This is a genomic window from Seohaeicola nanhaiensis (genome assembly GCF_042654245.1).
GTDB lineage: Bacteria > Pseudomonadota > Alphaproteobacteria > Rhodobacterales > Rhodobacteraceae > Seohaeicola_A > Seohaeicola_A nanhaiensis.
On record NZ_JBHSGI010000005.1, the window covers coordinates 539,231 to 564,598 of the forward strand.

A 25,368-nucleotide genomic window follows, 5' to 3' on the forward strand; every position below is an offset into this window, starting at 1 on the left:
GTTCAGTTCGACGTCAGCTTTACCTCAGCGAGACGGGCGGGTTCAATCTCTGGTCGCAGACCCAGCAGCGGCGCGATCCGGGCGATCATCTCGGCGGCGACGGGCACCGCGGTCCAGCCGGCGGTGCGCCGCGCCTCGGTGCCCGAGGTCTCGACCGCTTCGTCCAGAGTAACGATCAGGACATATTTCGGATCGCTCACCGGGAACATTGTCGCAAAAGTGGCAATAACCTTGTCTTCATAATATCCGCCCTGCGGCTTGGGCTTGTCGGCGGATCCAGTTTTTCCGGCCACCTGATAGCCCGGCACATCGCCAAAGCTGGCCGTTCCTTCGGTCACCACCTGGCGAAGCATGGTGCGCGAGGCCGCGGCGCTGGCTTCGGACATTACGCGCGGACCGTATTGGGGACCGGACTGCTTGAGAATCGTCGGGCTGACATAGTGACCGCCGTTGGCAATTGCCGCATAGGCGGCGGCCAGGTGCATCGGGCTGGCAGACAGGCCGTGCCCATAGGAAATCGTCATCGCGCTGAGTTCCGACCAATTCTTCGGCGTCAGCGGCTGCCCGCCGCGCGATTCGACCAGTTCCAGCGGAGTTGGCTCAAGAAGGCCGAGACCGCCCAGGAAGTCCTTTTGACGGTCGGCGCCGATCATCTGTGCAATACGGGCGGTACCGATGTTGGAAGACTTGACGATGATTTTCGAGACCGTCAACTCGCGCCCATAGTTGTGAAAGTCGGTGATCCGGAACTTGCCCCAGCGCAGCGGGCCGCGAATGTCGATCAGAGTGTCGGGTTGCACGAGGCCCAGGTCCATGGCCTGCGCCACTGCAAAGATCTTGAAAGTCGAGCCCAGCTCGTAAAGGCCCTGCACGGCCCGGTTGAACAACGGGCTGACCGACGGGTCGAATCCCGACGTCGGTGGCGCCGGGCGATCGTTCGGATCGAAATCGGGCAGGCTGACCATCGAGACGATCTCTCCCGTGTGCACGTCCATCAGGATCGATGTCGCGCCCTTGGCGTTCATCAGACGCATCCCGCCGTAAAGAACGCGTTCGGATGCGGCTTGAACCGTCAGGTCCAGCGAGAGCGTCAGCGGCTTGCCCGCATTCGACGGATCGGCGAGATAGCCGTCGAACTGCTTTTCCACGCCGGCGACGCCCACCAGCTGCGCGGTGGTGACATCCTCTTCGCCAAACCGCGCGCCGCCCAGCACATGTGAGGCCAGCTTTCCGTTTGGATAAAGCCGCATCTCACGGCCGCCAAACAGGAGGCCCGGATCGCCGATATCATGCACCGCCTGCTTCTGCTCGGGGCTGATGCGTTTCTTGATCCAGACGAATTTCCGTTTGCCGGTGAACTGCTTTATCAGGCGACCTTCATCCAGATCGGGGAAAATCTTGGCCAGCGCCTTGGCGGAATCGACCGGATCGATCAGCATGGGCGGCTGCGCATAAAGCGAGTTGGTCTCGAAATTGGTTGCCAGAATCCGGCCCTGGCGATCGACGATGTCGGCGCGTTGCGCCGCAATCGCGCTGCCGCCTGCACTGGCCAGAGGCTCGACAGGAACGGTCGTCGCCAGCACACCCATGCGAATCCCCACCACAGCAAAGGCCACGGTGAAGAAGGCACCCAGCATGAGAAGCCGACCTTCGGCCCGCACCCGGGCCCGATCGCGCATCTCGGCGTGGCGGTGGCGCAGGTTCTCGCGTTCGATCTCCTCGGGGTTCTCGCCCCGGTCCCGTGCGGGCAGGATTCGCGCTAGGGGGCGAAGCGGCGTGCGGATCATGGGTTCTGCTCCTGTCCGATATTCGACACGTCGACCCCGTTGACGATCTCGAGCGGCAAGGCGGATTCGGGCTCGGGCGGATAGGCCACCTCGTCGATCCGGCCGAATTGGTCGGCGCGCAGCGGCAGCAGACCAAGCCGGTCGAAGTTCAGTTCGGCCAGCTGCATCAGCCGCTCCGGCCGGTTGAGATAGGCCCATTCGGCCCGCAACACGCCCAGGCGCAATTGCGCGGTGCCGATCTCGCGCCGCAGCTGCTGAGTGTCTCGCAGCACCTGCTGGGTCGCATAATTCTCTCGATAGGCCCAGAAGGCCAGACCAAAGACCGACAGGGCTGTCAGCATGTAGATCAGGCTCTTCAAGACGGTCTCCTTTCGATTTCGGGCATGCCGATGTCACGGGCGGCGATGGGTCCCGCCGGCGCATCCGTGCGACGGCCTACACGCAGCCGCGCCGAGCGCGAGCGGGGATTGCTGGCCAGTTCCTCATCGTCCGCACCGATTGCCTTGCGGGTCACATCGGTGAAGCGTGGCGCCTCTTCGACCAGTTCGGGCGCATAGCGGTTGGCCCGCCCGGTCTGGCCGGCGCGTGCAGCGAAGAAGCGCTTGACCATGCGATCCTCGATGGAATGGAAGGTGACCACGGCCAGCATTCCCCCGGGCTTCAACGCCCGCTCGGCGGCCATGAGACCCTGGTGCAATTCGTCGTATTCAGCGTTCACGGCAATCCGCAGCGCCTGGAAGCTGCGTGTCGCCGGGTGTGACTGGCCGGGCTTGGCACGCGGCAGGCAGGATTCGACCAGCTTTGCCAATTCCAGCGTTCGGGTGATTGGCGCCTCTGCCCGGGCGCGCACGATCGCGCGCGCGATGCGGCGGCTGGCGCGTTCCTCGCCGAACTGGAACAGGATGTCGGCCAGATCCGCTTCGGACGCGGTATTCACGATATCGGCGGCAGATATGCCATCCTGCGACATGCGCATGTCGAGAGGGCCGTCGCGCAGAAAGGAGAATCCGCGTTCGGCCTGGTCGAGCTGCATCGAAGAAACCCCGAGGTCCAGCACCACGCCGTCGAGATCCTGCGCATAAGAGTCCATCTGCGAAAAGACTCCCGGCTGTTTTACCAGCCGCTCGCCATAGCGGTCGGCCCAGGACGCCGCCATTTCGAAGGCAAGCGGGTCGCGATCCACCGCGATGACCCGCTCTGCGCCCGCGTCGAGCAGCGCCCGGGTATAGCCTCCAGCACCAAAGGTGCCGTCAAGCCACGTGCCCGAAACCGGCGCGACTGCCGCCAGCAGAGGACGTAGCAGAACAGGGATGTGAGGATCAGTATCATGGCGGTCTCCCTTGTCATCCATTGCCTTCAGCCACCCTCTTGCGGGATGGGCTCGTCGAGCAGGCTCAGCGGATCGAAATCTTCGGGCAGATCGTCGAGGGTTTCCTCGATCAGCGGATTTTCCTCGGTGTCATAGGTCACCGGGTTCCAGATCTGGAAGGTGTCGCCGGCGGCGATGAAGAAGGCCTCGCCTTCCAGGCCGATCTTTTCGCGCTGGCGCTGCGGAATCACGATGCGGCCGGTGTCATCGACGGTGGCGTTGAGGCTCTGGCCGTTGAACAGCCGCTCCAGCAACTTGCGCTCTTTCGAGCCGCGCGGCTTGGCCTTGATCTTGGCGTCGACCTCTTCGATCGCCTCCATCGTGTAGCATTCGAGGTATTTGCGACGGTGGTCGCCATAGACAATGACAAACTCGGGGTTCTGTCCGGTCTGCCAGTTCGGATCGCAGGCTTCGATCACACGGCGAAACGAGGCCGGAATGGATACCCGCCCCTTGCCGTCGATCTTGTTATGGGCTTCGCCCCTGAAGCTGCGGCTCACGTTCGCCTGCCCTTTTGTCCGCGCCCCCGCGTCCAGTTAACCGGTCCCCAGAATGGAAAACGGCGAGTTGATCTGCTGCCACTGATCAACCCGCCGCCCTCGTCCCGCTTCGCGGGGTGTCCAGCTGCGCGTGCCACCTGGGGGGATGCTGCTCGCACACACGCCGGATCTCTGTTGTCTGATGAAGTCGATTTGCCTGTATGAAACCTTAGGTTTTTCTTTTTGTTATCGGGGCCTTGGGGTGACCCCGGTGTCGTCCTCATCCGATGAACAAGGGATGCCATGGGAATTTATGGAAATCAACGGGAAATTTTGCCAATCGGGCTTCAGGGCGCCCTTCCTCCACTTAAACAAGCCGCAATACCGGGACAAACCCCTCAACAACGGCACACAAATTGTTTCCTCGGCCGCGCCAACCACTACATGTAGAACAGTGGGAGCAAGGCCACTTTCTCCCATAATTTCCCGTAAAATTTCACCGGGCCGTGAGGTCTTCGCGATCGTTCATAATTTGTTCTCGTTCTTAGGCGCAGATTTGGCGCGACAGGGGCGCGAATCGTGACGAATCAAGGAAACCCGACGCCTCACCCGCGCATCAGAGAGAGCAGTGCCATGATTTCCCACTTTCCCCGCCCCGCATCTCGGAAGCGCCTGGATTTTGGGCGTGGAGGATCCGAACCGCCCAGCCCCTCATCGATTTCCTGCGTCCCAGCCACATCTTTCTCCGGCCATGCACTTTCTGCATAGCAGCATTGAGCATTTCTGTATTGTGCAGGTGCAGCATTCGATTATGTTGAGGATCAAGTTGAGGCGCTAACGCAAGCCTCCGGAAGAACCGAGAAGACCATGACGACCTACAGTGCCTTCATTCAACCCCGCGCCGGTATGGCGATGCAAATCGTCGAAGTTATCGACAGGTTTGCTGCCAAACTGGCCGCGACGCGGCGCTACCATGAAACGGTGGACGCGCTGTCGCAGTTGGACGACCGGGAGCTGGCGGACATCGGTCTGGACCGTATGGGCATCTGCTCGGCGGCCCGAAAAAGTGCTAACTGGTCGTAAAGACCGAGAATTCAGAGATCAGGCGTCTCTCTCCTCCTCCCTGAGGCGTCTGTAACCAGCGGCGGCATCATCCTCCTCCCCGATGCCGCCGCACCCCATACCACCGGCGAAAGCCGTGGGAACGACGCTTCCGGTTCGCTCCTCCTCCCTCGCGACCGGTTGCCGACAGAGACGGCGGCACCCCTCCTCCTCCCTGGTGCCGCCGTTTTCTTTTTTCCAGTCAAACAATATGCGAAATCATGCTGCGTGGCAGCATGCGCCAGGGCCGTGCATGGTATCGCCGGAAACGTGACCCGTCATGGATCAACACAGCCCCCTGCGCAACGCACGGCTCGCATGGGACGGCATGGCACTGCGGATCGAAACGGACGAACTAGAAGGGAATATTGTCAGCCGCGCTGACGAAACGGGCTACGACTTTCTTGGTGCCGGCTTTTTCGAAGTCGATTTCCAGCTTGTCACCCTCGATTGCCACAACCGCGCCATAGCCGAACTTCTGGTGGAAGACCCGCTCGCCCGTACTGAAGGCGCTCACGGCATCGAGATCGATCACCGTATTCCGGCTCTCCGACGGCTGCGACATCCCACGTTGCCCGGCCCGGGACTGCAACCGTTTCCAGCCCGGCGAGTTGTAGCCGTCCGCCGCGGCCACCCGGTCGGCCATCCCGTCCGAGGCACGGGGCGCCGCCGCACCGAAACCACCGCCGTAAAGACCCGGCGGAGTCAGCACCTCGACATGTTCGCTCGGCAGCTCATCGATGAACCGGGAGGGCAAGGCCGACTGCCACTGCCCGAACACCCGCCGGTTTCCGGCGAAAGAGATCGTGCACAGTTCTTCTGCACGGGTGATTCCCACATAGGCCAATCGCCGCTCTTCTTCCAACCCCTTGATTCCGCTCTCGTCCATGGAGCGCTGTGACGGAAACAACCCATCTTCCCAGCCTGGCAGGAAGACCGCCGGAAATTCGAGCCCCTTGGCCGCGTGCAGCGTCATGATCGATACCTTGGCGCCATCCTCGGCCTGATCGTTGTCCATGATCAGCGCGACATGCTCAAGGAATCCCTGGAGATTGTCGAAATTTTCCAGCGCCTTGACCAGTTCCTTGAGGTTTTCCAGCCGCCCCGGCGCCTCCGGTGTCTTTTCGTTCTGCCACATGGCCGTGTAGCCGGATTCGTCCAGAATGATCTCGGCCAGTTCCGTATGGGGGATGTTCCTGTCGCCGGCCATACGGCCCCAGCGGTCCAGGCTTTCGACCAGATAGCGCAGTTCGCCCGCGCCTTTTCCGCCGATGTCGCCATCCTGCAGCGCCAGGCGGGCACCATCTATAAGGGACACCCCGTGCTCGCGTGCCTTCACCTGAAGTTTCTGTTGTGCCTTGTCGCCCAGTCCGCGCTTGGGCGTATTCACGATCCGTTCGAAGGCCAGATCGTCCTCGGGAGAAACCACCAGCCGGAAATAGGCCATCGCATCGCGGATCTCGAGCCTCTCGTAGAAACGCGGACCGCCGATGACCTTGTAGGGCAGTCCGATGGTCAGGAACCTGTCCTCGAAGGCGCGCATCTGATGGCTGGCGCGCACCAGGATCGCCACGGCATCGAGGTCGAAGGGACGCATGCCGCGCGCGCCTCTCTGCATCGCCTCGATCTCTTCTCCGATCCAGCGCGCCTCTTCCTCGCCGTCCCAATGACCAATCAAGCGAACCTTTTCGCCCTCCGCGGCTTCGGTCCACAGTTCCTTGCCCAGCCGCCCGAGATTGCCCCGAATCACGCCGGAAGCGGCCGCAAGGATATGCGGGGTCGAGCGATAGTTCTGCTCGAGCCTCACCACATGTGCGCCCGGAAAATCCTTTTCGAACCGCAGGATGTTGCCGACTTCGGCACCGCGCCAGCCATAAATCGACTGGTCGTCATCACCGACGCAGCAGATGTTCTTGTGCGCCCCGGCCAGCAGGCGCAGCCAAAGATATTGCGCGACGTTGGTGTCCTGATATTCGTCCACGAGAATGTAGCGGAACCAGCGCTGGTATTGCTCCAGCACGTCCGGGTGGGTCTGGAAGATCGTCACCATATGCAACAGAAGATCGCCGAAATCGGTGGCGTTCAGCTCTTTCAGCCGCGCCTGATACTGCGCGTATATCTCTGTGCCGCGATGATTGAAGGCGCTGGCGTCCGACACCGGCACTTTCTCGGGTACGAGCGCGCGGTTCTTCCAGCCGTCGATCAGCGAGGCGATCATCCGCGCCGGCCAACGCTTCTCGTCAATGTTGTTGGCCAGAACCAGCTGTTTGAGCAGGCGAATCTGGTCGTCCGTATCGAGGATGGTAAAGTTCGACTTGAGCCCGACCAATTCCGCGTGTCGCCGCAAGAGCTTCACACAGATCGCGTGGAAGGTGCCAAGCCATGGCATCCCCTCGACCGCCTCGCCCAGCATCGAGCCGACGCGATTCTTCATCTCGCGCGCGGCCTTGTTGGTAAAGGTGACGGCCAGAATCTCGTTCGGCCGCGCCTTGCCCGTGGCCAGCAGGTGCACGATCCGCGCCGTCAGCGCCCGCGTCTTGCCCGTGCCCGCCCCGGCCAACATCAGCACCGGCCCATCCAGTTGCAGGACCGCAGCACGCTGTTCGTCGTTCAGGCCGTCAAGATAGGGGGCAGGCCGCGCCGCCATCGCGCGACGGGACAGCGGTTCCGCCGCAGGGGCGTCGATATCGTCGAAACTGCTCATGTCGGCACCTTAACAGCGCCCCTGACCAAGGGAAAGAGAGTTCGCGCTATGTTCCTTCGCTGCCCAGGTTGGCGATCTGGCTACCATAACGGCCGAGAAGTCGCGAGAAGGTGACGATTTCCTCTTCGCTCCAGTCCTCGAAGATCCGCACCATCCGCAGCCATTTGAACTGGAAGAAGTCGAACAGAAGTTCCCAGCCGGTTTCAGTCACCTCAAGCAAGGATTTGCGTCCGTCCTTCTGCGCCGCCACGCGCCTGATATACCCCTGTTCGATCAGTGCGGCAGTGATGCGCGAGGCGCGCGAGGGGTCAATGTTCAACTCTTCCGCAACCGCACCGACTGTCGGCTCGCCGGGCGCGGGCCGCCCAACCCCGTTGCCGATCCGCAGAACGGCGGCAAGCCCCTGAAAGACCGCCGGTTCCAGACCAGTATTTCCCTGCTTGAGAAAGGCCACGACAAGATCTGCTTTCACCGTATGCCGCATCAACTGGAACAGGGTCATGTCGAGCGACAGCAACGCATCGGCAGCGCCGGACGGCACCCGCGACGCCCGCAGGTTTTCCTCGAAGACGTCGAAGTAGGTCTTTCCTCGAAAGTTCTTTTTTGGGCGCGGTTCTGTCATGCCCCCAAGACTATGCCCGGATAATGACTTCGTCAATAAGTTGATAAACCCACATTATTGACATTGGCACATATTTTGCGCCATTGAGATCCCAACCCGATTCCAGGATCCGCAGATGACTCATCCAGACCCAGAACCGCACCATCCCCACGTCGATATTCACTCGGTTCGCCTGATCCTGTTCTCGATCGCCCTGCTCCTGCTGCTCGCTTCGCTGGACCAGACCATCGTTTCGACCGCGTTGCCGACCATCGTGTCTGATCTCGGCGGGGTGGAACACCTGAGCTGGGTCGTGACGGCCTATTTCCTCGCCTCCACCGTCGTGGCGCCGATCTATGGCAAACTGGGCGATCTCTACGGCCGTCGGAACACCATCTTCGTGTCGGTTACGATGTTCCTGCTCGGCTCGGCCCTCTGCGGGCTAGCCCAAAGCATGATGGGCCTTATCCTGGCGCGCGCGCTTCAGGGGCTGGGCGGCGGCGGGCTGTTCGTGCTGGCGCTTTCGGTCGTGGGCGAGGTGATCCCGCCACGCGAACGCGGCAAGGTGCAGGGCGTCTTCGCCGCGGTCTTCTCGCTCTCATCGGTGATTGGTCCCCTGATCGGCGGCTGGTTCGTCGATGTCTTCTCGTGGCACTGGATCTTTTACATCAACCTGCCGGTCGGGCTGATCGCCTTGGTGACATTCGCCATCTCCTTCAAACCGACAGGCCGGCGGGTCAGCCACAAGATCGACTGGGCCGGAGCGGCCTTCCTTACCATCGCGCTGGCAGCGCTGACGCTGGTGACAAGCCTTGGCGGACGCAGTTTCTCCTGGGCTTCGCCCCAGGCGATCGGCCTCGCGGCGCTATCACTGCTGGCGACGCTGGCCTTCCTGCGCGCCGAAACCCGCGCAGCCGAGCCAATCCTGCCACTGAGCCTGTTTCGCCTGAACGTTTTCTGGGTCACCAGCGTAGTCGGCTTCATCGCCGGGGCAGCAATGTTCGGTACCATCACCTTCCTGCCAGTCTACCTTCAGATCGCCCGAGGCGCCACGCCCACCGAATCGGGCCTGATGCTGATCCCGATGACCTTGGGAATCCTGACGGCTTCCACCTTTTCGGGCCAATATATGCGCCGTACCGGCCGATACGGCATTCTGCCGCGTATCGGCACCGCGCTGCTGACGCTGGGAATGCTGTTGCTGACCCAGATCGAGGCGGACTCGCCGGCGCTCTATGTCTTTGCCTCCATCGCTACAGTCGGACTTGGAATGGGGTGCATTTTTCCCGTCGTCACGACCTCGGTTCAGAACGCCGTGCCGCGGCCGCAGCTCGGAACCGCTACCGCCAGCGGCATCATGTTTCGCCAGGTCGGCGGCGCGCTGGCGGTTGCGGTGTTCGGCGCGCTTTTCGCCGCCGGACTGGGGATGGAGGCGGCCGGCCATGGCACACTTTCCCCCGAAACCATTACCACTCTGCCCGAGTCGGCGCGGCTCGCCTTTGGCTCCAAGGTCACGGCCGCCCTTCATCCGATCTTCTGGATCGCCGCGGCGCTTGGGTTTGTCGGTCTCTGCTTCTCGTTCCTGCTGAAAGAGATACCCTTGTCCGGAATCGCACGTCCCGAACCGGCCTGACGGGCAACCGGGCTGGACAAGATGCCGGGCACTCCGCCACATACCGGAATGGATCTGCACAGCACATATCCCGGCGTGATGGACCTCAAGTGGCGGGCGCAAAAGCGCCTGCCCAAATTCGTCTGGGAATATCTGGACAGCGGCACCGGGGTCGAAGCAACAAAGGCCCGCAACCGCGCCGCGCTGGATCGGCTCGGCTTCATGCCCTCGATCCTGCATGGCCCACAGACTCCCGACCTGAGTTGCCGGTTTCTGGGGCAGAACTATCCCCTGCCCTTCGGTATCGCTCCGGTGGGCATGTCCGGACTGGTCTGGCCGGATGCTGAGGGGCATCTGGCCCGGGCCGCCGCCACCGCCGGCATCCCCTATTCGATGAGTACGGTGGCGACGCAGAGCCCCGAAGACATCGCCCGGCATCTTGGCGCGCAAGCCTGGTTTCAGATGTATCCCCCGAAAGACGAGGACATCCGCCGCGACATGCTGGCCCGTGCCCGCGCCGCCGGATTCACCGCGCTGATCCTGACCGTCGACGTGCCGGTGGCGTCGCGGCGCGAACGCCAGACGCGGTCCGGCCTGACCAGCCCGCCGAAGCTGACGCCGCGCCTGCTGGCACAGGTGGCCATGCGCCCGGCCTGGGCGCTTGGCATGGCTCGGAGCGGCCTGCCGCACATGCGCACGCTCGACAAGTATATTTCCGGCCCGCAGGCCAACCTGCCGCCTACCGCCCATGTCGGTTACCTGCTTCGTACCTCGCCCGACTGGGACTATGCCCGCTGGCTGCGCGACAATTGGGATGGGCCGTTTCTGATCAAGGGCGTCCTGCGTCCGGAGGACGCCGAACCGCTTGAAAGGATAGGGGCGGATGCGCTCTGGATCTCTAACCACGCGGGACGTCAGTTCGACGGCTCGCCGGCCACAGCGGAAGCGCTGCCGCTGGTCCGCGCGGCCACAAGGCTGCCGATCATCTTCGACAGCGGAGTCGAAAGCGGTCTCGACATCCTGCGCGCCCTCGCGCTCGGGGCCGATTTCGTGATGCTGGGCCGCGCCTTCCACTTCGCGCTGGCCGCTCTCGGCCCGACAGGACCGGCCCATCTGATCGACATCCTGGCCAAGGACATGATGGCCAACATGGGCCAGCTCGGCGCTTCAACGCTTTCCGGCCTGCCGCCGCCAATCCCGTTGCCGCATCTTGGCGGCGGGTCGTCCATGTAACGGAACGCTAACGTTTTCGACTTGCGCCGCGGTGCAGCGTGTCGTTTGTTCCGCGCAGGAAATCGTCGCCATTGCGCCGAGGGAGTGCTGCCAGATGACCGAGTTCTCGAAGATCCTCATCGCCAACCGGGGTGAGATCGCCATCCGCATCATGCGCGCGGCGAATGAGATGGGGAAAAAGACCGTCGCGGTCTATGCCGAGGAAGACAAGCTGGGTCTGCACCGCTTCAAGGCAGACGAAGCCTATCGCATCGGCGAAGGGCTGGGCCCGGTCGCGGCCTATCTCTCGATCCCCGAGATCATCCGTGTGGCCAAGCTCTCCGGCGCCGACGCCATCCATCCGGGCTATGGCCTGCTGTCAGAAAACCCGGATTTCGTCGATGCCTGCACTCAGGCAGGAATCACCTTCATCGGCCCCAAGGCCGAGACGATGCGCGCCCTTGGCGACAAGGCAAGCGCCCGGCGGGTGGCGATTGCCGCAGGCGTTCCGGTGATTCCGGCGACCGAGGTGCTGGGCGACGATATGGACGCGATCCGCAAGGAAGCCGCCGAAGTGGGATATCCGCTGATGCTCAAGGCCAGCTGGGGTGGAGGCGGGCGCGGCATGCGCCCGATCAACAACGAAAAGGAACTGGCTGAAAAGGTCATGGAGGGCCGGCGCGAGGCCGAGGCCGCCTTCGGCAACGGCGAGGGCTATCTCGAAAAGATGATCACCCGCGCCCGCCACGTCGAGGTGCAGATCCTCGGCGACAAGCATGGCAACATGTATCACCTGTTTGAACGCGACTGCTCGGTGCAGCGCAGGAACCAGAAGGTCGTCGAACGCGCGCCCGCGCCTTATCTGACCGAGGAACAGCGCGCCGAGATCTGCGAGCTGGGCTACCGTATCTGCAAGCACGTCAATTACGAATGCGCCGGCACTGTCGAGTTCCTGATGGATATGACCGACGGTAAGTTCTACTTTATCGAGGTCAACCCCCGCGTCCAGGTCGAACATACCGTCACCGAGGAAGTGACCGGGATCGACATCGTCCGCGCCCAGATCCTGATCGCTGAAGGCAAAACCATCGCCGAGGCCACCGGCAAGGCCAGCCAGGAGGATATCCGCCTCACCGGCCACGCCCTGCAATGCCGGGTGACGACTGAGGATCCGCAAAACAACTTCATTCCCGATTATGGTCGCATCACCGCATACCGCTCGGCAACCGGCATGGGCATCCGGCTTGACGGCGGCACCGCTTATGCCGGCGGTGTCATCACGCGGTATTACGACTCTCTTCTGACCAAGGTCACCGCAAAGGCGCCGACGCCCGAAATGGCCATTGCCCGCATGGACCGTGCCTTGCGCGAGTTCCGGATTCGCGGCGTCTCGACCAACATTGCCTTTGTCGAGAACCTGCTGAAGCATCCGACCTTCCTGTCGAATGAATATACTACGAAGTTCATCGACGAGACGCCCGAGCTTTTCACCTTCAGGAAGCGTCGCGACCGCGGCACGAAGGTGCTGACCTATATCGCCGACATCACGGTGAACGGCCACCCCGAGACCAAGGCCCGCCCCAAGCCGCCCGCCGACCTGAAGCCGCCGAAACCCCCGGCGCTGCGCACCGAAGAACCCCGCATGGGCACCCGTAACCTGCTGGAACAGAAGGGGCCGCAGGCCGTCGCCGACTGGATGAAGGCCCAGCGCCAGTTGCTGATCACCGACACCACCATGCGCGACGGCCATCAGTCGCTGCTCGCAACTCGGATGCGCAGCCTTGACATGATCAAGGTCGCCCCTGCCTATGCCGCCAACCTGCCGCAGTTGTTCAGCGTCGAATGTTGGGGCGGCGCGACGTTTGACGTGGCCTATCGCTTCCTTCAGGAATGCCCCTGGCAGCGCCTGCGCGACCTGCGCGAACGCATGCCGAACGTCATGACCCAGATGCTGCTGCGCGCCTCCAACGGTGTCGGCTATACCAACTATCCCGACAACGTGGTCCAATCCTTCGTCGCGCAAGCGGCGACCACGGGGGTCGACGTGTTCCGCGTCTTCGACAGCTTGAATTGGGTCGAGAACATGCGCGTCGCCATGGACGCCGTGGTTGAGGCGGGCAAAGTCTGCGAAGGGTCGATCTGCTATACCGGCGACATCAACGACCCCGCGCGCTCCAAATACAACCTCAAGTATTACGTCCAGATGGGCAAGGACCTGAAAGCCGCCGGCGCCCATGTGCTCGGCCTCAAGGACATGGCCGGTCTGCTGAAACCCGCTGCCGCGCGCGTGCTGATCCAGGCGCTGAAAGAGGAAGTGGGCCTGCCGATCCACTTCCACACTCATGACACGGCGGGGGTTGCTGTCGCCTCAATCCTCGCCGCCGCCGAGGCGGGCGTGGATGCCGTCGATTGTGCGATGGACGCCCTTTCCGGAAATACCAGCCAGGCCACCCTCGGCTCGGTCGTCGAGGCATTGCGCCACACCCCGCGCGACACCGGACTGGACATCGACGCCATCCGCGAAATCTCGGATTATTGGGAGGCCGTGCGCGGCCAGTATGCGGCCTTTGAGTCGGGCATGCAGGCGCCCTCGTCCGAAGTTTACCTGCACGAGATGCCCGGCGGCCAGTTCACCAATCTCAAGGCGCAGGCGCGCAGCCTCGGCCTCGAAGAGCGCTGGCATGAGGTCGCGCAGATGTATGCCGAGGTGAACATGATGTTCGGCGACATCGTCAAAGTCACGCCGTCGTCGAAGGTCGTCGGCGACATGGCGCTGATGATGGTCAGCCAGGGACTGACGCGAAGCCAGGTCGAAGATCCGAACGTCGAGGTGGCTTTCCCCGATTCCGTCATCGACATGATGAAGGGCAACCTTGGTCAGCCACCGGGCGGTTTCCCTGAAGCCATCGTGAGGAAGGTTCTGAAAGGCGAGGCGCCCAACCTCGAACGCCCCGGCAAGCACCTCGCGCCGGTGGATCTCGAAGAGGTAAGGGCCGAGGTCAGCAAGGAACTGGAAGGCAAGCCTGTCGATGACGAGGACCTGAATGGGTATCTGATGTATCCCAAGGTCTTTCTCGACTATATGGGACGCCATCGCATCTATGGGCCGGTACGGACCCTGCCGACCAAGACCTTTTTCTACGGCATGGAACCCGGCGAACAGATCAGCGCCGAGATCGACCCCGGCAAGACTCTTGAAATCCGCCTCCAGGCCGTTGGCGAGACCGGCGAAGACGGCGAGGTCAGGGTGTTCTTCGAACTGAACGGCCAGCCCCGGGTGATCCGCGTGCCCAACCGCGCGGTCAAGGCGCAGACCGCCGCCCGCCCCAAGGCGGCGACCGGCAATCCCAACCACGTCGGCGCTCCGATGCCAGGCGTGGTGGCCAGTGTCGGCGCCCAGGTCGGACAGAAGGTCAAGGCGGGAGACCTGCTGCTGACCATCGAGGCGATGAAGATGGAGACCGGCATTCACGCCGACCGCGACGCCACAATCCAGGCCGTGCATGTGACCCCCGGCGCCCAGATCGACGCCAAGGACCTGCTGGTGGAGCTGGAATAGCGACCGACTGCGCAGGCACCGACTTCCCAAGACGCAAAGCGCCCTGTCCAAAACCGGCCAGGGCGCTTTTAATTTTGTCCACGAATGGACAAGGTTGAACTGAACCAGCGATCCCTGTTCAGCGACGGACATTCAGGAAAGAATCCGTTCCGACATCCAACACTTTCGTCAGGTTCCCCCGCCGCGAAAGCGCCGCATTTGAATTGTTAATAGTTTATATGATCAATTAAGGTTTTATTAACGATTAAAGATGCAATGGGAGACGCGCCCATGAAATGGCTATTCTGGATCTGGGTGGCGGCGCTTATCCTGTTCCTCGGCTTCGGGCCAGGGGAAACGATGAAAAACCGTGGCCCGGAGGGGACTACAGTTGCCCGTGTCGCAAGGCCGCTGTCCACGACTCCAAAGCAGGAACTTTTCGAAACCGCACCCCAGCCCGCTTCGCTGAATTCCCCCGCGACGCTGCCGCAGAGCGAGGACAAGCGGGCAGCTTTCGCGGCGCCAGAAATGCTGTTTGTCACCGGCGATCACGTCAATATGCGTACCGGACCTGGAACGGAATTCAAAGTCATCGGCAAATTCTCGAAAGGTGACAGGCTTTACCTTCTCGAAACTCAGGGCGACTGGGCAAGATTGAACGGAAATGGGGCGCAGGGGACTGTTTCTGGCTGGATGCATCGCGACTTTCTCGCCAGCGCACGCACAGCCCCACAGGCTGCAGTAGCAGCTGCACCCAGGCGTCAGGTGGCCCGGCCCACCCGCGCCGAGATTGCCCGCGCGCAGCAGGAGATCATCCGTCAGAGCATCGCGGCCTATCCGGGGTCTTGCCCCTGCCCGTTCAGCCACGACCGGGCAGGTCGCCGCTGCGGCGGGCGCAGCGCCTGGTCGCGACCAGGAGGATATGCGCCGGTCTGCTATGAAAGCGACATATCTCAAAGCCGCCTGAGCAGCTATCTTGTCGGCAACAGCGCCCGCAACTGAACTCGCCGAAGGACCCCACATGACCGTTGCCATCACCCCGATCTATGCCGCCCTGCTGGCCCTGCTATATGTCTGGCTCAGCGCTCGTGTCATTGGCGGGCGCTTCAAATATAAGACTTCACTCGGCGATGCCGGCCAGCCGGAACTGCTGACGCGTATCCGCGGGCAGGCCAATTGCGCGGAATACGCGCCGATCGGCCTGATTCTTCTGCTGCTTGCGGAGCTTCAGGGCGCGCCCGCGATGGCGGTGCACGTGCTGGGCCTCATGCTCCTGGCCGGCCGGGTGCTCCATGCCGTGGCCTTCATGAGCGATGTGCCGCGACAGTCCCTGCGCGGCCCCGGCATGATTCTCACCTTCGCAATGATCGTCTTCGCGGCCCTCGGGCTGCTCGGTCATGCGGTGGTGTGACCGCCCAAGGACACCACGTCTCCCTGTTGCGCAGAATAAACGTCTCCGGGAGGAACACTCTGCTGATGCCCGAGCTGCTCGCGCCCGGCATGTCGCTGAGCTGGCAGAAGCTCGCACCCGGTAAACTTGTTCTGGCCGAGTCCGCTGGCTATCAGCTCGCGCCGGGGAGAATCGGGCGTTCGTGCCCGGCCACATGGCTCGAGCGGGTTCTTGGCACAGCGGTCACCGGTCGCAATTTGCGCACCGCACAGGCCATATCAGCCTTGCTGGACTGAAGGCACAGAAATCTTTGCCGAGGGCGCGTTTTTCCCCTTGCGAAGCCGCGCGCATATTTATATCTCGCACCCCACGGATGCGGGCGTAGCTCAGGGGTAGAGCATAACCTTGCCAAGGTTAGGGTCGTGAGTTCGAATCTCATCGCCCGCTCCAATGAAACAACAACCCATTGTTTCGACACTTGCCAGACAGATAGCCAGATCGAAGATACGCCGGGGCGCGCGAAGTTCGCCGGTAGCTAACCCTGTGGCACCAGCGCAATCGCGCGGATCGGGCTGCCGGTGCCCTTGACGATCTTCAGCGGCGTGGCGATCAGGATCGCACCCTTGGGCGGCAGCTGATCCAGATTGCAGAGGCTGGCGAGTCCGAAGCAGTTGTCGCGGTGCAGGAAGTTGTGCGCCGGATAAGGCGGACTGAACTTGCCCGCCATGCCCGCATCTGTGCCGATGCATTGTGTGCCCCAGCCGACGATTCCTCTACCCAACAGGTAGTCGATGCAGTCAGTGCTGGGCCCGGGGCTGTGCGATCCGTCCTCATAGGGATCCGGATCCTCGTTCAGAAACCGCTCCTCATCCCCGGCGCGCGCATCCCAGTCGGTTCGCATCACGACCCATTCGCCGGGTCGGATCTCGCCATGTCGCGCCTCCCAGGCTTTTACCGCCTCTGCCGTCAACAGGTAATCGGGGTCACACGCCGCTTCGGCCGAACAGTCGATCACGTTCACCGGTGCGATCAGGCGCTGCACGTCGAGCGTGTCGGTGGAGCCGTCGGCGAAATCCTTGCCCGTCAACCAGTGATGCGGCGCGTCGAAATGGGTGCCCGAATGCTCGCCCAGCTCCAGCCAGTTCCAGGCCCAGAACGGGCCGTCCTGATCGTATTCGCTGATCTTGTGCACGACCACGCGCGGCGTGTTGCGGGCCAGATCCTTCGGAAGGCGCAACAAGGGTGTGGCGGGGCCAAGCTCGGCCGTCAGATCTACGACCTTTACCGAACTGCTGAGCAGCGCGCCACCCAGCTGGCGCAGGAGGTCGCCCTGCCCGGCCCCCGGGCTCGCGGCGGCGCCCCGCGCGGCAAAGCGCGCCTTGCGGCGCCGCATCACCTGTTCGGCAATATCGAAAACGGTTCCAATCGCGTCTTCCTCGGTGACGATCCCCGGAGACAGCCGGAGAATCGCCCCGCGAAAGTCGACCGAATACCCTTCGACGCCCAGCGCACCGGTCAGCGCCGCCGCTTCGGCCTTGTCCTGAAGGCGCAGCATAACGGATCCGCCGCGGCGCGCGGGGTCGCGCGGAGAGAGCAATGGCAGGTCAAGCCGGTCGGCGGCCGCGATGATCTGGTCGACCATCCGTCGGTTGCGTGCGCCAATCGCCTGGACATCCTGAGTGATGAACCAGTCGAGCGCCGGCAGCGAGGCGACGGCTGCGACCGATCCCGGCGTTCCGGTATCAAAGCGGCGAGCGTCCGGCGCATAGGCGAATTTGTCGAAATCCCAGTTGAACGGATTGTTCTGGCTGAACCAGCCGCGGGTTTCGGGCTGAAGCTCGGGCAAGAGCGCCTTGTTGGTATAGAGTATCCCCGCCCCCGGCGTGCCGCACATCCACTTGAGACTGGTCGACAGCACAAAGTCGATCTTCGGCGCCATCACGTCAAAGGGCAGCAAGCCGGCGGCCTGCGTGATATCGGCCACCATAAGACTGCCCATCTCTCGCCCCTGCGCCACAAGGGCTGGATAATCCATCCGGGAGGAGGCCGTCGACGTGACCCAGGTCAGCAGGGCGAGCCCCACGTCGCGGCCCCAGCGTGCCAGGAAATCCTCGGTCTCGACCCATGACGCCCCGTCGCGCAGGGGGACGGTATCGAGCGTGAAGCCCATCTTGGGCGCGAGCCCGGCCAGCAGGAAGTGGATCGAGGGAAAGCAGTCGCCGGCGACCAGAACCCGTTTGCCGCGAAGCAGCCCCTCAGGCAAAGCCCGCATCAGCTTCTGCATCCCCTCAGTCACATTATCGACCGCGGTAATCGATCCCTTCGGCGCGTTGATCAGGCGGCCCCAGCGTTCCAGGAAATCCTGCCGTTTGCGCAGGACATAGCCCCATTGCTTGTCATCGGGCGTCGCCCAGACCTGCGCGAAATCGCCCATGGCGCGGGCCAGATCTTCTTCCTTGCCCGGGTACATGCCGATGGAATGATAGAGGAAATAGCCGCCGGCCCTGCTATTGGATTGCATCTGTGCCTCTTGTCGCTCGCCTGCCCATAGCATACTGCCCGCCAAAGCGACGGCAAGGCGGCGGTCAGCTTGTCAGGTAGCCCGCAGCCGCAACCGACAGATGCGCAGAGGCGGCGACTCCGTCGATCAGCGCAACGCCGGTGCGGGCGGCAAGGTCTCCCCGCAGCGGCGCCATGCCCGCACAGCCCAGCACCACCGCCTGCGCGCCGCTTTCCTGCGCTTCCAGGATGCCGGCCGCTAACCGGGCGCGCACCGGCTCTGTCCCCGCGTCGATGTCCAGAACCGCGAGTCCACTGGCCCGCACACCCGCGCACTGACCGGCAAAACCCATGGCGGCGATATTCCTCTCGATCACCGGCACAGCGGCCGCGACAGAGGTGAGCACGGCGAACCGCCGGCCCAGCAGCACAGCCATCAGATAGGCACTCTGCCCGATACCCAGAACCGGACAGCGCGCGGCAGCCTGCGCCGCAGCCAGCCCGGTATCGTCGAAACAGGCGATGACGATGGCATCGGCGCGTGCCGCCTCGACCAGCGCCAGAACGCCCGGCACGGCCCGCTCGCCGTCTGCTGGCCCCTCGATGGCGGGCGGGCCGTCGATATTGGTCACTCCGTGGATCTCGGTGCCGGGACAGGCCGCGCGCGCTGCCGCCACAATTCCTTCGGTCATCGAAACCGTCGCATTCGGGTTGATATAGACGAGTCGCATTACACCCCCCTGCCGGCATCCGACCCGCGCCGCGCCCGCCGACGCGCCATCACCCAAGCCGACAGCAGGAAGACCCCGATGATCGCGAACGAGAAGATCGTCGTCAGCGTGCCCAGAGCATAGATCACCGGCGACGTCACGTTGGTGGTCATCCCGAAGACCTCGAGCGGCAGCGTGTTGTAGCTCCCGGCCGTCAGCAGCGTCCGCGCGAACTCGTCGTAGGACAGCGTGAAACCGAACAGCGCCACCCCGATCAGAGAGGGCGCGATGATCGGCAGCACCACATGCCGGATCGTCTGCCAGCTTGTCGCGCCCTGGTCGCGCGCCGCCTCCTCGAAGCTCTTGTCGAACCGGTTGAAGACCGCGAACATGATCAGCAGACCGAAAGGCAGGGTCCAGGTCAGCTGCGACCCGAAACCGCTGGTGGCCCAATGCACCTTCAGCCCCAACTGATTGAAGATCAGCCCGACCCCCAGCGAGATCAGGATCGACGGGATCACGAGGGACGTGATGGCGAGATAGAACAGCGCACCCGAACCAAGGAACCGCTTGCGGAACGCCAGCCCGGCCATCACCGAAAACACGACCGTCGCCACCATCACCATCAGTCCCAGAGCGAGAGACCGTCCGAACGCCCCCCAGATATCGCCCACGGCCTGCTCTTGAAACAGGTCTCGGAACCAGTGCAGCGAGACGCCGCGCATCGGAAACGTCAGGCCGCCCTGCGGGCCCTGAAAGCTTAGGATGCCAATGGTGATCGTCGGGCCGTAGAGGAACAGCACGAAAAGCGCGAAGAACGCCGCGAGCGCGTAGAAACTGAAGGGGCGCTTCTCCATAATCACAGCTCCTTGCGAATGTTGACGAAGCGCAAAAGCAGTCCGATGACGATGAGCACCGTCAGCAGCAGGACCACCGCCGTCGCCGCGGCCGAAGGGTATTGCAACAGCCCGATATCGTTCGAGATCAGCCGCCCCACGTTGGCCCGTTGGGATCCGGACATGAAGCGCACGGTGATGAAGTCGCCCATCACCAGCGTGACGACAAAGATCGTGCCAATCATGATGCCGGGCTTGGTCAGCGGCAGGATCACATGCACCAGCGTCTGGAACCCGCTCGCCCCGCCATCCCGCGCCGCTTCCAGCAGCGAACGATCGATGCGCATCATCGTGTTGAAGATCGGCACCACCATGAACAGCGTGTACAGATGGACGAAGGCGAGGATCACAGAGAAATCGGAATAGAGCAGCCATTCCAGCGGCTGGTCGATCAGCCCCCAGTCGATCAGCGTCTGGTTGGCGATGCCATTGCGGCCCAGAAATGGAATCCACGAGATCATGCGGATGATGTTCGAGGTCCAGAACGGGATGGTGCAGACCAGGAACAGCGCGATCTGCCAGGTCTGCGAGCGGACGTGAAAAGCAAGGAAATAGGCCACCGTAAAGCCGATGGCGAGGGTGAGCGCCCAGGTGATGAGTGCGTAGCGGAAGGTGGCCCAGAACACCCGGTAGGTCACCTCCGATCCGAAGAGGAAGGCATAGTTGTCGAACTGGAAGTCGGGGAAGATCGCAAATTCGTTGGCGCCCCAGAAACTGACCACGACGATCATGCCGATGGGCGCAAGCAGGAAGGCCAGCAGCACCAGCGTCAGCGGCGCCGCCTGCAGCCATCCGATCAGATCCTTCCCCGGCCGCCATCCCGATTTTGGCGCCGCCTTCGTAATGCCATCGGACAAGGCCCTGCCCCTTCCTCTTGCCTGAAATATCCTCGGGGGGTGCGGGGGGGCAGACAGCCCCCCGCGCGCGCTCATGCCGCGATGAATTCGTTCCACTTGCGCACCATATACTGGTTCTCGTCCATGACGGCGTTCCAGCAGGCCACCCGGCCCATGCGCTCGTAGAAATCTCCGCCGTCGCGGGTTTCGCCCGCGCCGGCCAGCTTGTCGCCAGTGGGCGAGGTGATGTCGCCCTCGGCCGGCTTGCCCTCGAACCAGTACCCCCATTCATCGGCGGTCATGAAGTCCTTCGAGGTCTCCGGCACTGCCGAGTAATAGCCCTGGCGCATCAGATAGCCGCCGACCCAGCCCGAGAGATACCAGTTGATGTATTCATAAGCCGCCTCCAGCGGCAGCCCGGTCAGCGACTTCGACAGGCCGATCCCACCGCCCCAGCTGCGATAGCCTTCCTTCAGCGGCTGGTAGACGCACGGAATGCCGCGCGACTTCACGGCAGTGATGGCCGGCGACCACATGGACTGGATCACCACCTCGCCGCTTGCCATCAGGTTCACCGATTCATCGAAGGTTTTCCAGAAGGCGCGGAACTGCCCGGCTTTCTTGGCCTCGGTGAAGATCGCCATCGTCTTGTCGATCTCCTCGCGGGTCATGTTCCCCTTGTCGACATATTTGATTTCGCCCATCGCCTCGCAGACCATGGCCATGTCCATGATCCCGATCGACGAGATGTCTAGGATCGACGCCTTGCCCTTGAACTCGGGGTTCAGCAGCTCGGCCCAGCTCTCAATCGGCCGGCCGATCAGGTCGGGACGGATGCCCAGCGTGTCAGCGTTGTAGATCGTCGGGATGAGGGTCATCCAGCCGGTCTCTTCCTTGGCGAAGGTCTTGCCGTCCGGTCCCTCCACAAAGCCAACCGTGTGCGGCGCGGTGCCTTGGGCAATGACGCTCTCGGGTGTCAGCTTGCCCGAGCGGAAGATGCCCACGATCTTATCGTAGTTCTTGATCTTGCTGGTATCCATCGCCTGCAGGTTGCCCGTCGGCCACACCTTCTTGCAGATCCAGTATTCGATATCGGCGATGTCGAAGGAATCCGGCTGCGTTGCTGCCCTCTGGGTAACGCTGTCGGAATCCAGAGCGGTCATCTCCAATGTGAAGCCCAGGTCCTCCTTAACCTTCTTGGCCACATCGTTGAGGTTCGAAACGCCCGTGCCGAACTGGCGCAGCGTGATGTTCTTGATGTCCTGCGCCCAAACCATCGGCGCCGGAAACGCAGTGGCGGCGACTGTGGCGACCCCGCCTTTGAGGATCGTGCGACGGCTGTATCTCATCTTGGACATGATTCTGTTTCCCCTGTTGTCAGTTATGTTCAGGCTTGGAGGCGGTGCATCCGCCCCTCATCCCAGGCAAGCGTCACGCCCTCGCCCGGCGATTTCGGTGACTTGAAATAGGCGTCTTCGGGCAGGATCGCGAAGATCTCCTCCCCGGCTTCGGTGCGGGCCGAAACGGCGACCGTCGCACCCTGGTATTCGACCGAGGTCAGCGTCGCCGGAATGCCGGTCTCGGCCAGCCGCACCTCGTCAGCGCGCACCGCAACCTTGCCGGTGCCGAAGGTGATGACGTTGTGTCCGCCCATGAAGCGCGCGACAAATTCGGTCCTCGGCGCGCCCCAGACCTCGCGCGGCGGACCCGCCTGTTCGATGACGGCGTTGTTCATCACAACGACTTCATCGGCAAGCGCGAGCGCCTCGTCCTGACCATGCGTCACGTGCAGGAAAATGATGCCAAGCTCCCGCTGCAACCGCTTGAGTTCCGCCCGCATCCGGATGCGCAGGAACGGATCGAGCGCCGAAAGCGGTTCATCCAGCAGCAGCACCTTCGGCTTGGCGATCAGCGCGCGCGCCAGCGCGACCCTCTGTTGCTGACCGCCCGACAGCTGCGCTGGCAGGCGTTCGGCAAATTGCGTCATGTGGACAAGCGCCAGCAGCTCATCGGCGCTCCGGTGCCGGGTTTCGCGGTCCACCCCCTTCATCCGCAGGGAGAAGGCCACGTTGTCCCTCACGTTCAGATGCGGAAAAAGCGCATAATTCTGGAACATCATCGCCGTGCCCCGCTGGGCCGGGGGCATGGCAGAAATGTCGGATTTGTCGAGCAGGATCGCCCCATCGCTGACACTCTCGTGTCCGGCGATCATCCGCAGCGTCGAGGATTTCCCGCAACCCGACGGCCCGAGCAGGCAGACATAGCTTGCCGGCGCGAAGACGTGGTTGAGGTCATTCACCGCCACCGTCTCGCCATAGCGCTTGGTCAGATGCACGAGTTCCAGATCGTTTCCTGTCCGCATGTTCGCCCCGCTGCCAAGTGCCTTCAAGTCTGTGGCGAGGGTTTGCGAAGTGATGAGATAATTCCAACGCACCGGGTTCGAGAATCCGCGTCTGCCCGGCTTTTACGCAGACACAGCACGCCTGTGCGCAATATTAGGCACATTAATGTATACAATATTGTGCCAAATCACTCCCGTCTGCTCCGGCTTGCCCTCATCCGTCGTTTCAACGCAGAATCAGGCGCAACGGAGCAAACGTAATGAACAATCTGGAAGTGTCGCCCTGGACGGCGGAAACGGTGGCGACAGACCTAGAACGGGCCATCCATGAACACCGCCTTCCGCCCGGCACCAAGCTTGGCGAAGACGAACTGGGGGAGGTCTACGGCATCAGCCGCACCCTTGTACGCGCGGCACTGCAAAGCCTTGGCCACCGGCGACTGGTCGAACATCGACGCAACCGGGGCGCCTTTGTCGCACAGCCGACGGTGCGGGAGGCGCGCGAGGTATTCGAGGCGCGATCCCTGCTCGAGCCGCGTACCGCCCGCTCTGCCGCCGAGCGCAGCACGCCCCAGAGCATCGCCACTCTGCGCGAGCACATCCGGGCCGAGCAAGAGGCCCTGGCGGCGGGCGAACACGGCAAGGCCCTGCATCTTTCGGGCCGATTCCATATCGAGATCGCCCGGATGGCCGATCAGGCCACCATCGAAGCCTTCATTTCCGAACTCGTCGCAAGGTCGTCGCTGATCATTGCGCTTTACTGGCATCGCCGCGCCGCGATGTGCGAAAGCCATGCCCATATCGCGCTGGTTTCAGCTTTCGAGCAAAAGGACGGCGATCTGGCCGAAGACTTGATGAAACACCATCTGCTCGATCTCCTGACATCGCTCGACCTGCGGAACGTGACGTCGATGCCGACCTCGCTGCGCGAGGCGCTGAACCCATGAAAACAAACTTCCGCACCGCCAGAGCTGAGGAGATTGCAGCGATTCTTGACTGGGCTGCAGAAGAGGGTTGGAATCCCGGTCTGGACGACGCCCCGGCCTTCCATGCCGCAGATCCGGAGGGGTTCTTTCTCGCTGAAGTCGGGGGCCAGCCGGTCGCTTCGATTTCGGTCGTGAACCACTCCAAGACCTTCGCTTTCCTCGGACTCTACCTCTGCCGCCCGGATTTCCGGGGCCAGGGAATCGGTTTGGCGTTGTGGAAGCACGCGCTCGATCACGCCGGCACACGCACCGTGGGACTCGACGGAGTGGCCGCGCAGCAGGCAAATTATGCTCGGTCGGGTTTCATTCGGGCCGGAGCGACACGTCGTTTCGAGGGGCATCTCGACGGCGCGGCGCATGGACAAATCAGTCCTGCCAGGCCCGAAGACCTGGAGAATCTCGCCCGCCTTGACCGCACCGCCAATGGGGTCAGCCGGCCGGGTTTCACGGCTGCCTGGTTTGCCCCTGCTCCCGACCGCACCACGCTCGTGTGGCGGAATCTCACCGACATCCTCGGCGTCGCCACCATCCGCCGCTGCCGCGAGGGTGCAAAGATCGGACCTCTGATCGGAGAAACCGCAGAGGATGCGGTTACTCTGGCGCGGGCCTGCCTTGGCGCCATGCCGGCGGGTCGGGTGATCGTGGATGTCCCGTCCGAAAACGTCGCCCTGGCTGCCCGCCTGCGCAATCTGGGATTCGAGATGACATTCGAAACGGCGCGGATGTTTCGCGGCCCGGCACCCGAAACCGACGACACGCTTCAGGCCATTGCAACCATGGAACTCGGTTAGGCTTTTCAGTGCCAATGTGAGTTATACAGCGGAAGTCGCTCGAAAAATTGGGATATCGGGATTTGCCCACAGACTTCTCCCCAAACCGCCGATGACCGGCCTCCGACCGCACTCCGACTCATCGCAGCAGCTTCGCCGCCAAGAACCCCTTGCAGTGCCGCATGAGCCACGGAATTGCGCGCCGAAACGGCAACTGAAGCGATCCACCCATCGCCCCGATGACGTCACTTCAACATCACATCGAAATCCGCCATTTCAGGTCTTGCACAGCCGCGCGTGTCGGAATAACTAGCCCAGCAAGTTGGGGAGTGGCGCAACGGTAGCGCAACGGTTTTTGGTACCGCAGGTTGCAGGTTCGAATCCTGCCTCCCCAGCCAACCACTTTCAGGTTTGCAGACCATCCAAGGTGTGTCGCAGATAGTCGCGACATTTCCGCTGCTTGCGCGTGCCGTCCCACTTGGCAGACCAGGAATGGTCGCAGCTTTGGCCCGCAAACCGGCCGGTGTCTGCGATTGG

General features: G+C 62.8%; 21 protein-coding genes and 2 tRNA genes. 11 read left to right on the top strand and 12 right to left on the bottom strand.

What is annotated here, in order from left to right:
- Nucleotides 1-2 precede the first annotated feature (2 nt).
- From ACFO5X_RS09970 to mraZ, 4 genes are read right to left on the bottom strand one after another with little or no spacing between them, the layout of a single operon-like run.
- Nucleotides 3-1,787, bottom strand: coding sequence for a peptidoglycan D,D-transpeptidase FtsI family protein (locus ACFO5X_RS09970; protein ID WP_380717242.1), 1,785 nt, complete (start codon nt 1,785-1,787; stop codon nt 3-5).
- A complete protein-coding gene (gene ftsL / locus ACFO5X_RS09975) occupies nt 1,784-2,146 on the bottom strand; it encodes a cell division protein FtsL (protein WP_380717243.1) in 363 nt (120 codons plus the stop codon). Before ftsL ends, ACFO5X_RS09970 begins: the two co-directional genes overlap by 4 nt.
- Complete coding sequence (gene rsmH / locus ACFO5X_RS09980) at nt 2,143-3,138, bottom strand: 16S rRNA (cytosine(1402)-N(4))-methyltransferase RsmH (RefSeq protein ID WP_380717244.1); 996 nt, start codon at nt 3,136-3,138, stop codon at nt 2,143-2,145. The genes ftsL and rsmH overlap by 4 nt, the downstream gene beginning before the upstream one ends.
- 5 nt (nt 3,139-3,143) lie before the next feature.
- Nucleotides 3,144-3,656 (bottom strand): division/cell wall cluster transcriptional repressor MraZ, encoded by a 513-nt coding sequence (gene mraZ, locus ACFO5X_RS09985; protein WP_380717245.1) that lies wholly within the window; start codon nt 3,654-3,656, stop codon nt 3,144-3,146.
- A gap of 846 nt (nt 3,657-4,502) precedes the next feature.
- On the opposite strand from mraZ, the gene ACFO5X_RS09990 reads away from it, so the two are divergent.
- Complete coding sequence (locus ACFO5X_RS09990; RefSeq protein WP_380717246.1) at nt 4,503-4,718, top strand: DUF1127 domain-containing protein; 216 nt, start codon at nt 4,503-4,505, stop codon at nt 4,716-4,718.
- Nucleotides 4,719-5,091: 373 nt separating this feature from the next.
- Here ACFO5X_RS09990 and ACFO5X_RS09995 read toward each other — a convergent pair whose 3' ends face one another.
- Together ACFO5X_RS09995 and ACFO5X_RS10000 are read right to left on the bottom strand one after the other, a co-directional pair.
- A complete protein-coding gene (locus tag ACFO5X_RS09995) occupies nt 5,092-7,440 on the bottom strand; it encodes an ATP-dependent helicase (RefSeq protein WP_380717247.1) in 2,349 nt (782 codons plus the stop codon).
- 46 nt (nt 7,441-7,486) lie between these two features.
- The gene (locus ACFO5X_RS10000) at nt 7,487-8,062 is read right to left on the bottom strand and encodes a MarR family winged helix-turn-helix transcriptional regulator (protein ID WP_380717248.1); all 576 of its coding nucleotides are present in this window, start codon (nt 8,060-8,062) and stop codon (nt 7,487-7,489) included.
- 115 nt (nt 8,063-8,177) lie between these two features.
- Here ACFO5X_RS10000 and ACFO5X_RS10005 point away from each other — a divergent pair, with 115 nt between their 5' ends.
- The 7 genes from ACFO5X_RS10005 (at nt 8,178) to ACFO5X_RS10035 (ending at nt 16,243) form a co-directional block, all read left to right on the top strand.
- Nucleotides 8,178-9,674: an MDR family MFS transporter gene (locus ACFO5X_RS10005; RefSeq protein WP_380717249.1), complete on the top strand. Its 1,497-nt coding sequence runs from the start codon at nt 8,178-8,180 to the stop codon at nt 9,672-9,674.
- 48 nt (nt 9,675-9,722) lie between these two features.
- On the top strand, nt 9,723-10,886 hold the full coding sequence (locus tag ACFO5X_RS10010) for an alpha-hydroxy acid oxidase (RefSeq protein ID WP_380717250.1): 1,164 nt from the start codon (nt 9,723-9,725) through the stop codon (nt 10,884-10,886).
- 94 nt (nt 10,887-10,980) lie between these two features.
- Entirely contained in the window at nt 10,981-14,424 is a 3,444-nt protein-coding gene (locus ACFO5X_RS10015; RefSeq protein ID WP_380717251.1) for a pyruvate carboxylase, read from the top strand.
- 507 nt (nt 14,425-14,931) lie between these two features.
- Nucleotides 14,932-15,405, top strand: coding sequence for an SH3 domain-containing protein (locus ACFO5X_RS10020; RefSeq protein WP_380717252.1), 474 nt, complete (start codon nt 14,932-14,934; stop codon nt 15,403-15,405).
- Nucleotides 15,406-15,424: 19 nt separating this feature from the next.
- Nucleotides 15,425-15,814: an MAPEG family protein gene (locus ACFO5X_RS10025; protein ID WP_380717254.1), complete on the top strand. Its 390-nt coding sequence runs from the start codon at nt 15,425-15,427 to the stop codon at nt 15,812-15,814.
- A 65-nt stretch (nt 15,815-15,879) separates the two neighbouring features.
- Nucleotides 15,880-16,089: a hypothetical protein gene (locus ACFO5X_RS10030; protein WP_380717255.1), complete on the top strand. Its 210-nt coding sequence runs from the start codon at nt 15,880-15,882 to the stop codon at nt 16,087-16,089.
- Nucleotides 16,090-16,168: 79 nt separating this feature from the next.
- Nucleotides 16,169-16,243: transfer RNA gene (locus ACFO5X_RS10035), tRNA-Gly, on the top strand.
- An 85-nt stretch (nt 16,244-16,328) separates the two neighbouring features.
- On the opposite strand, the gene ACFO5X_RS10040 is transcribed toward ACFO5X_RS10035, so the two are convergent.
- The 6 genes from ACFO5X_RS10040 to ACFO5X_RS10065 form a co-directional block, all read right to left on the bottom strand.
- Nucleotides 16,329-18,314, bottom strand: coding sequence for an aminotransferase class V-fold PLP-dependent enzyme (locus ACFO5X_RS10040; protein ID WP_380717256.1), 1,986 nt, complete (start codon nt 18,312-18,314; stop codon nt 16,329-16,331).
- A 64-nt stretch (nt 18,315-18,378) separates the two neighbouring features.
- A complete protein-coding gene (locus ACFO5X_RS10045; RefSeq protein ID WP_380717257.1) occupies nt 18,379-19,023 on the bottom strand; it encodes an aspartate/glutamate racemase family protein in 645 nt (214 codons plus the stop codon).
- A complete protein-coding gene (locus ACFO5X_RS10050) occupies nt 19,023-19,859 on the bottom strand; it encodes an ABC transporter permease (protein ID WP_380717258.1) in 837 nt (278 codons plus the stop codon). Before ACFO5X_RS10050 ends, ACFO5X_RS10045 begins: the two co-directional genes overlap by 1 nt.
- A 2-nt stretch (nt 19,860-19,861) precedes the next feature.
- A complete protein-coding gene (locus ACFO5X_RS10055; protein WP_380717304.1) occupies nt 19,862-20,698 on the bottom strand; it encodes an ABC transporter permease in 837 nt (278 codons plus the stop codon).
- A gap of 128 nt (nt 20,699-20,826) precedes the next feature.
- A complete protein-coding gene (locus ACFO5X_RS10060; protein ID WP_380717260.1) occupies nt 20,827-22,092 on the bottom strand; it encodes an ABC transporter substrate-binding protein in 1,266 nt (421 codons plus the stop codon).
- Nucleotides 22,093-22,121: 29 nt separating this feature from the next.
- The gene (locus tag ACFO5X_RS10065; RefSeq protein WP_380717261.1) at nt 22,122-23,096 is read right to left on the bottom strand and encodes an ABC transporter ATP-binding protein; all 975 of its coding nucleotides are present in this window, start codon (nt 23,094-23,096) and stop codon (nt 22,122-22,124) included.
- A gap of 239 nt (nt 23,097-23,335) precedes the next feature.
- Between ACFO5X_RS10065 and ACFO5X_RS10070 the strand changes: the two genes are divergently transcribed.
- From ACFO5X_RS10070 to ACFO5X_RS10080, 3 genes are all read left to right on the top strand, one after another.
- Complete coding sequence (locus ACFO5X_RS10070; RefSeq protein WP_380717263.1) at nt 23,336-24,022, top strand: GntR family transcriptional regulator; 687 nt, start codon at nt 23,336-23,338, stop codon at nt 24,020-24,022.
- On the top strand, nt 24,019-24,852 hold the full coding sequence (locus tag ACFO5X_RS10075; protein WP_380717264.1) for a GNAT family N-acetyltransferase: 834 nt from the start codon (nt 24,019-24,021) through the stop codon (nt 24,850-24,852). The genes ACFO5X_RS10070 and ACFO5X_RS10075 overlap by 4 nt, the downstream gene beginning before the upstream one ends.
- A gap of 302 nt (nt 24,853-25,154) precedes the next feature.
- A tRNA-Gln gene (locus ACFO5X_RS10080) sits at nt 25,155-25,229 on the top strand.
- The last annotated feature ends 139 nt before the right edge of the window (nt 25,230-25,368 follow it).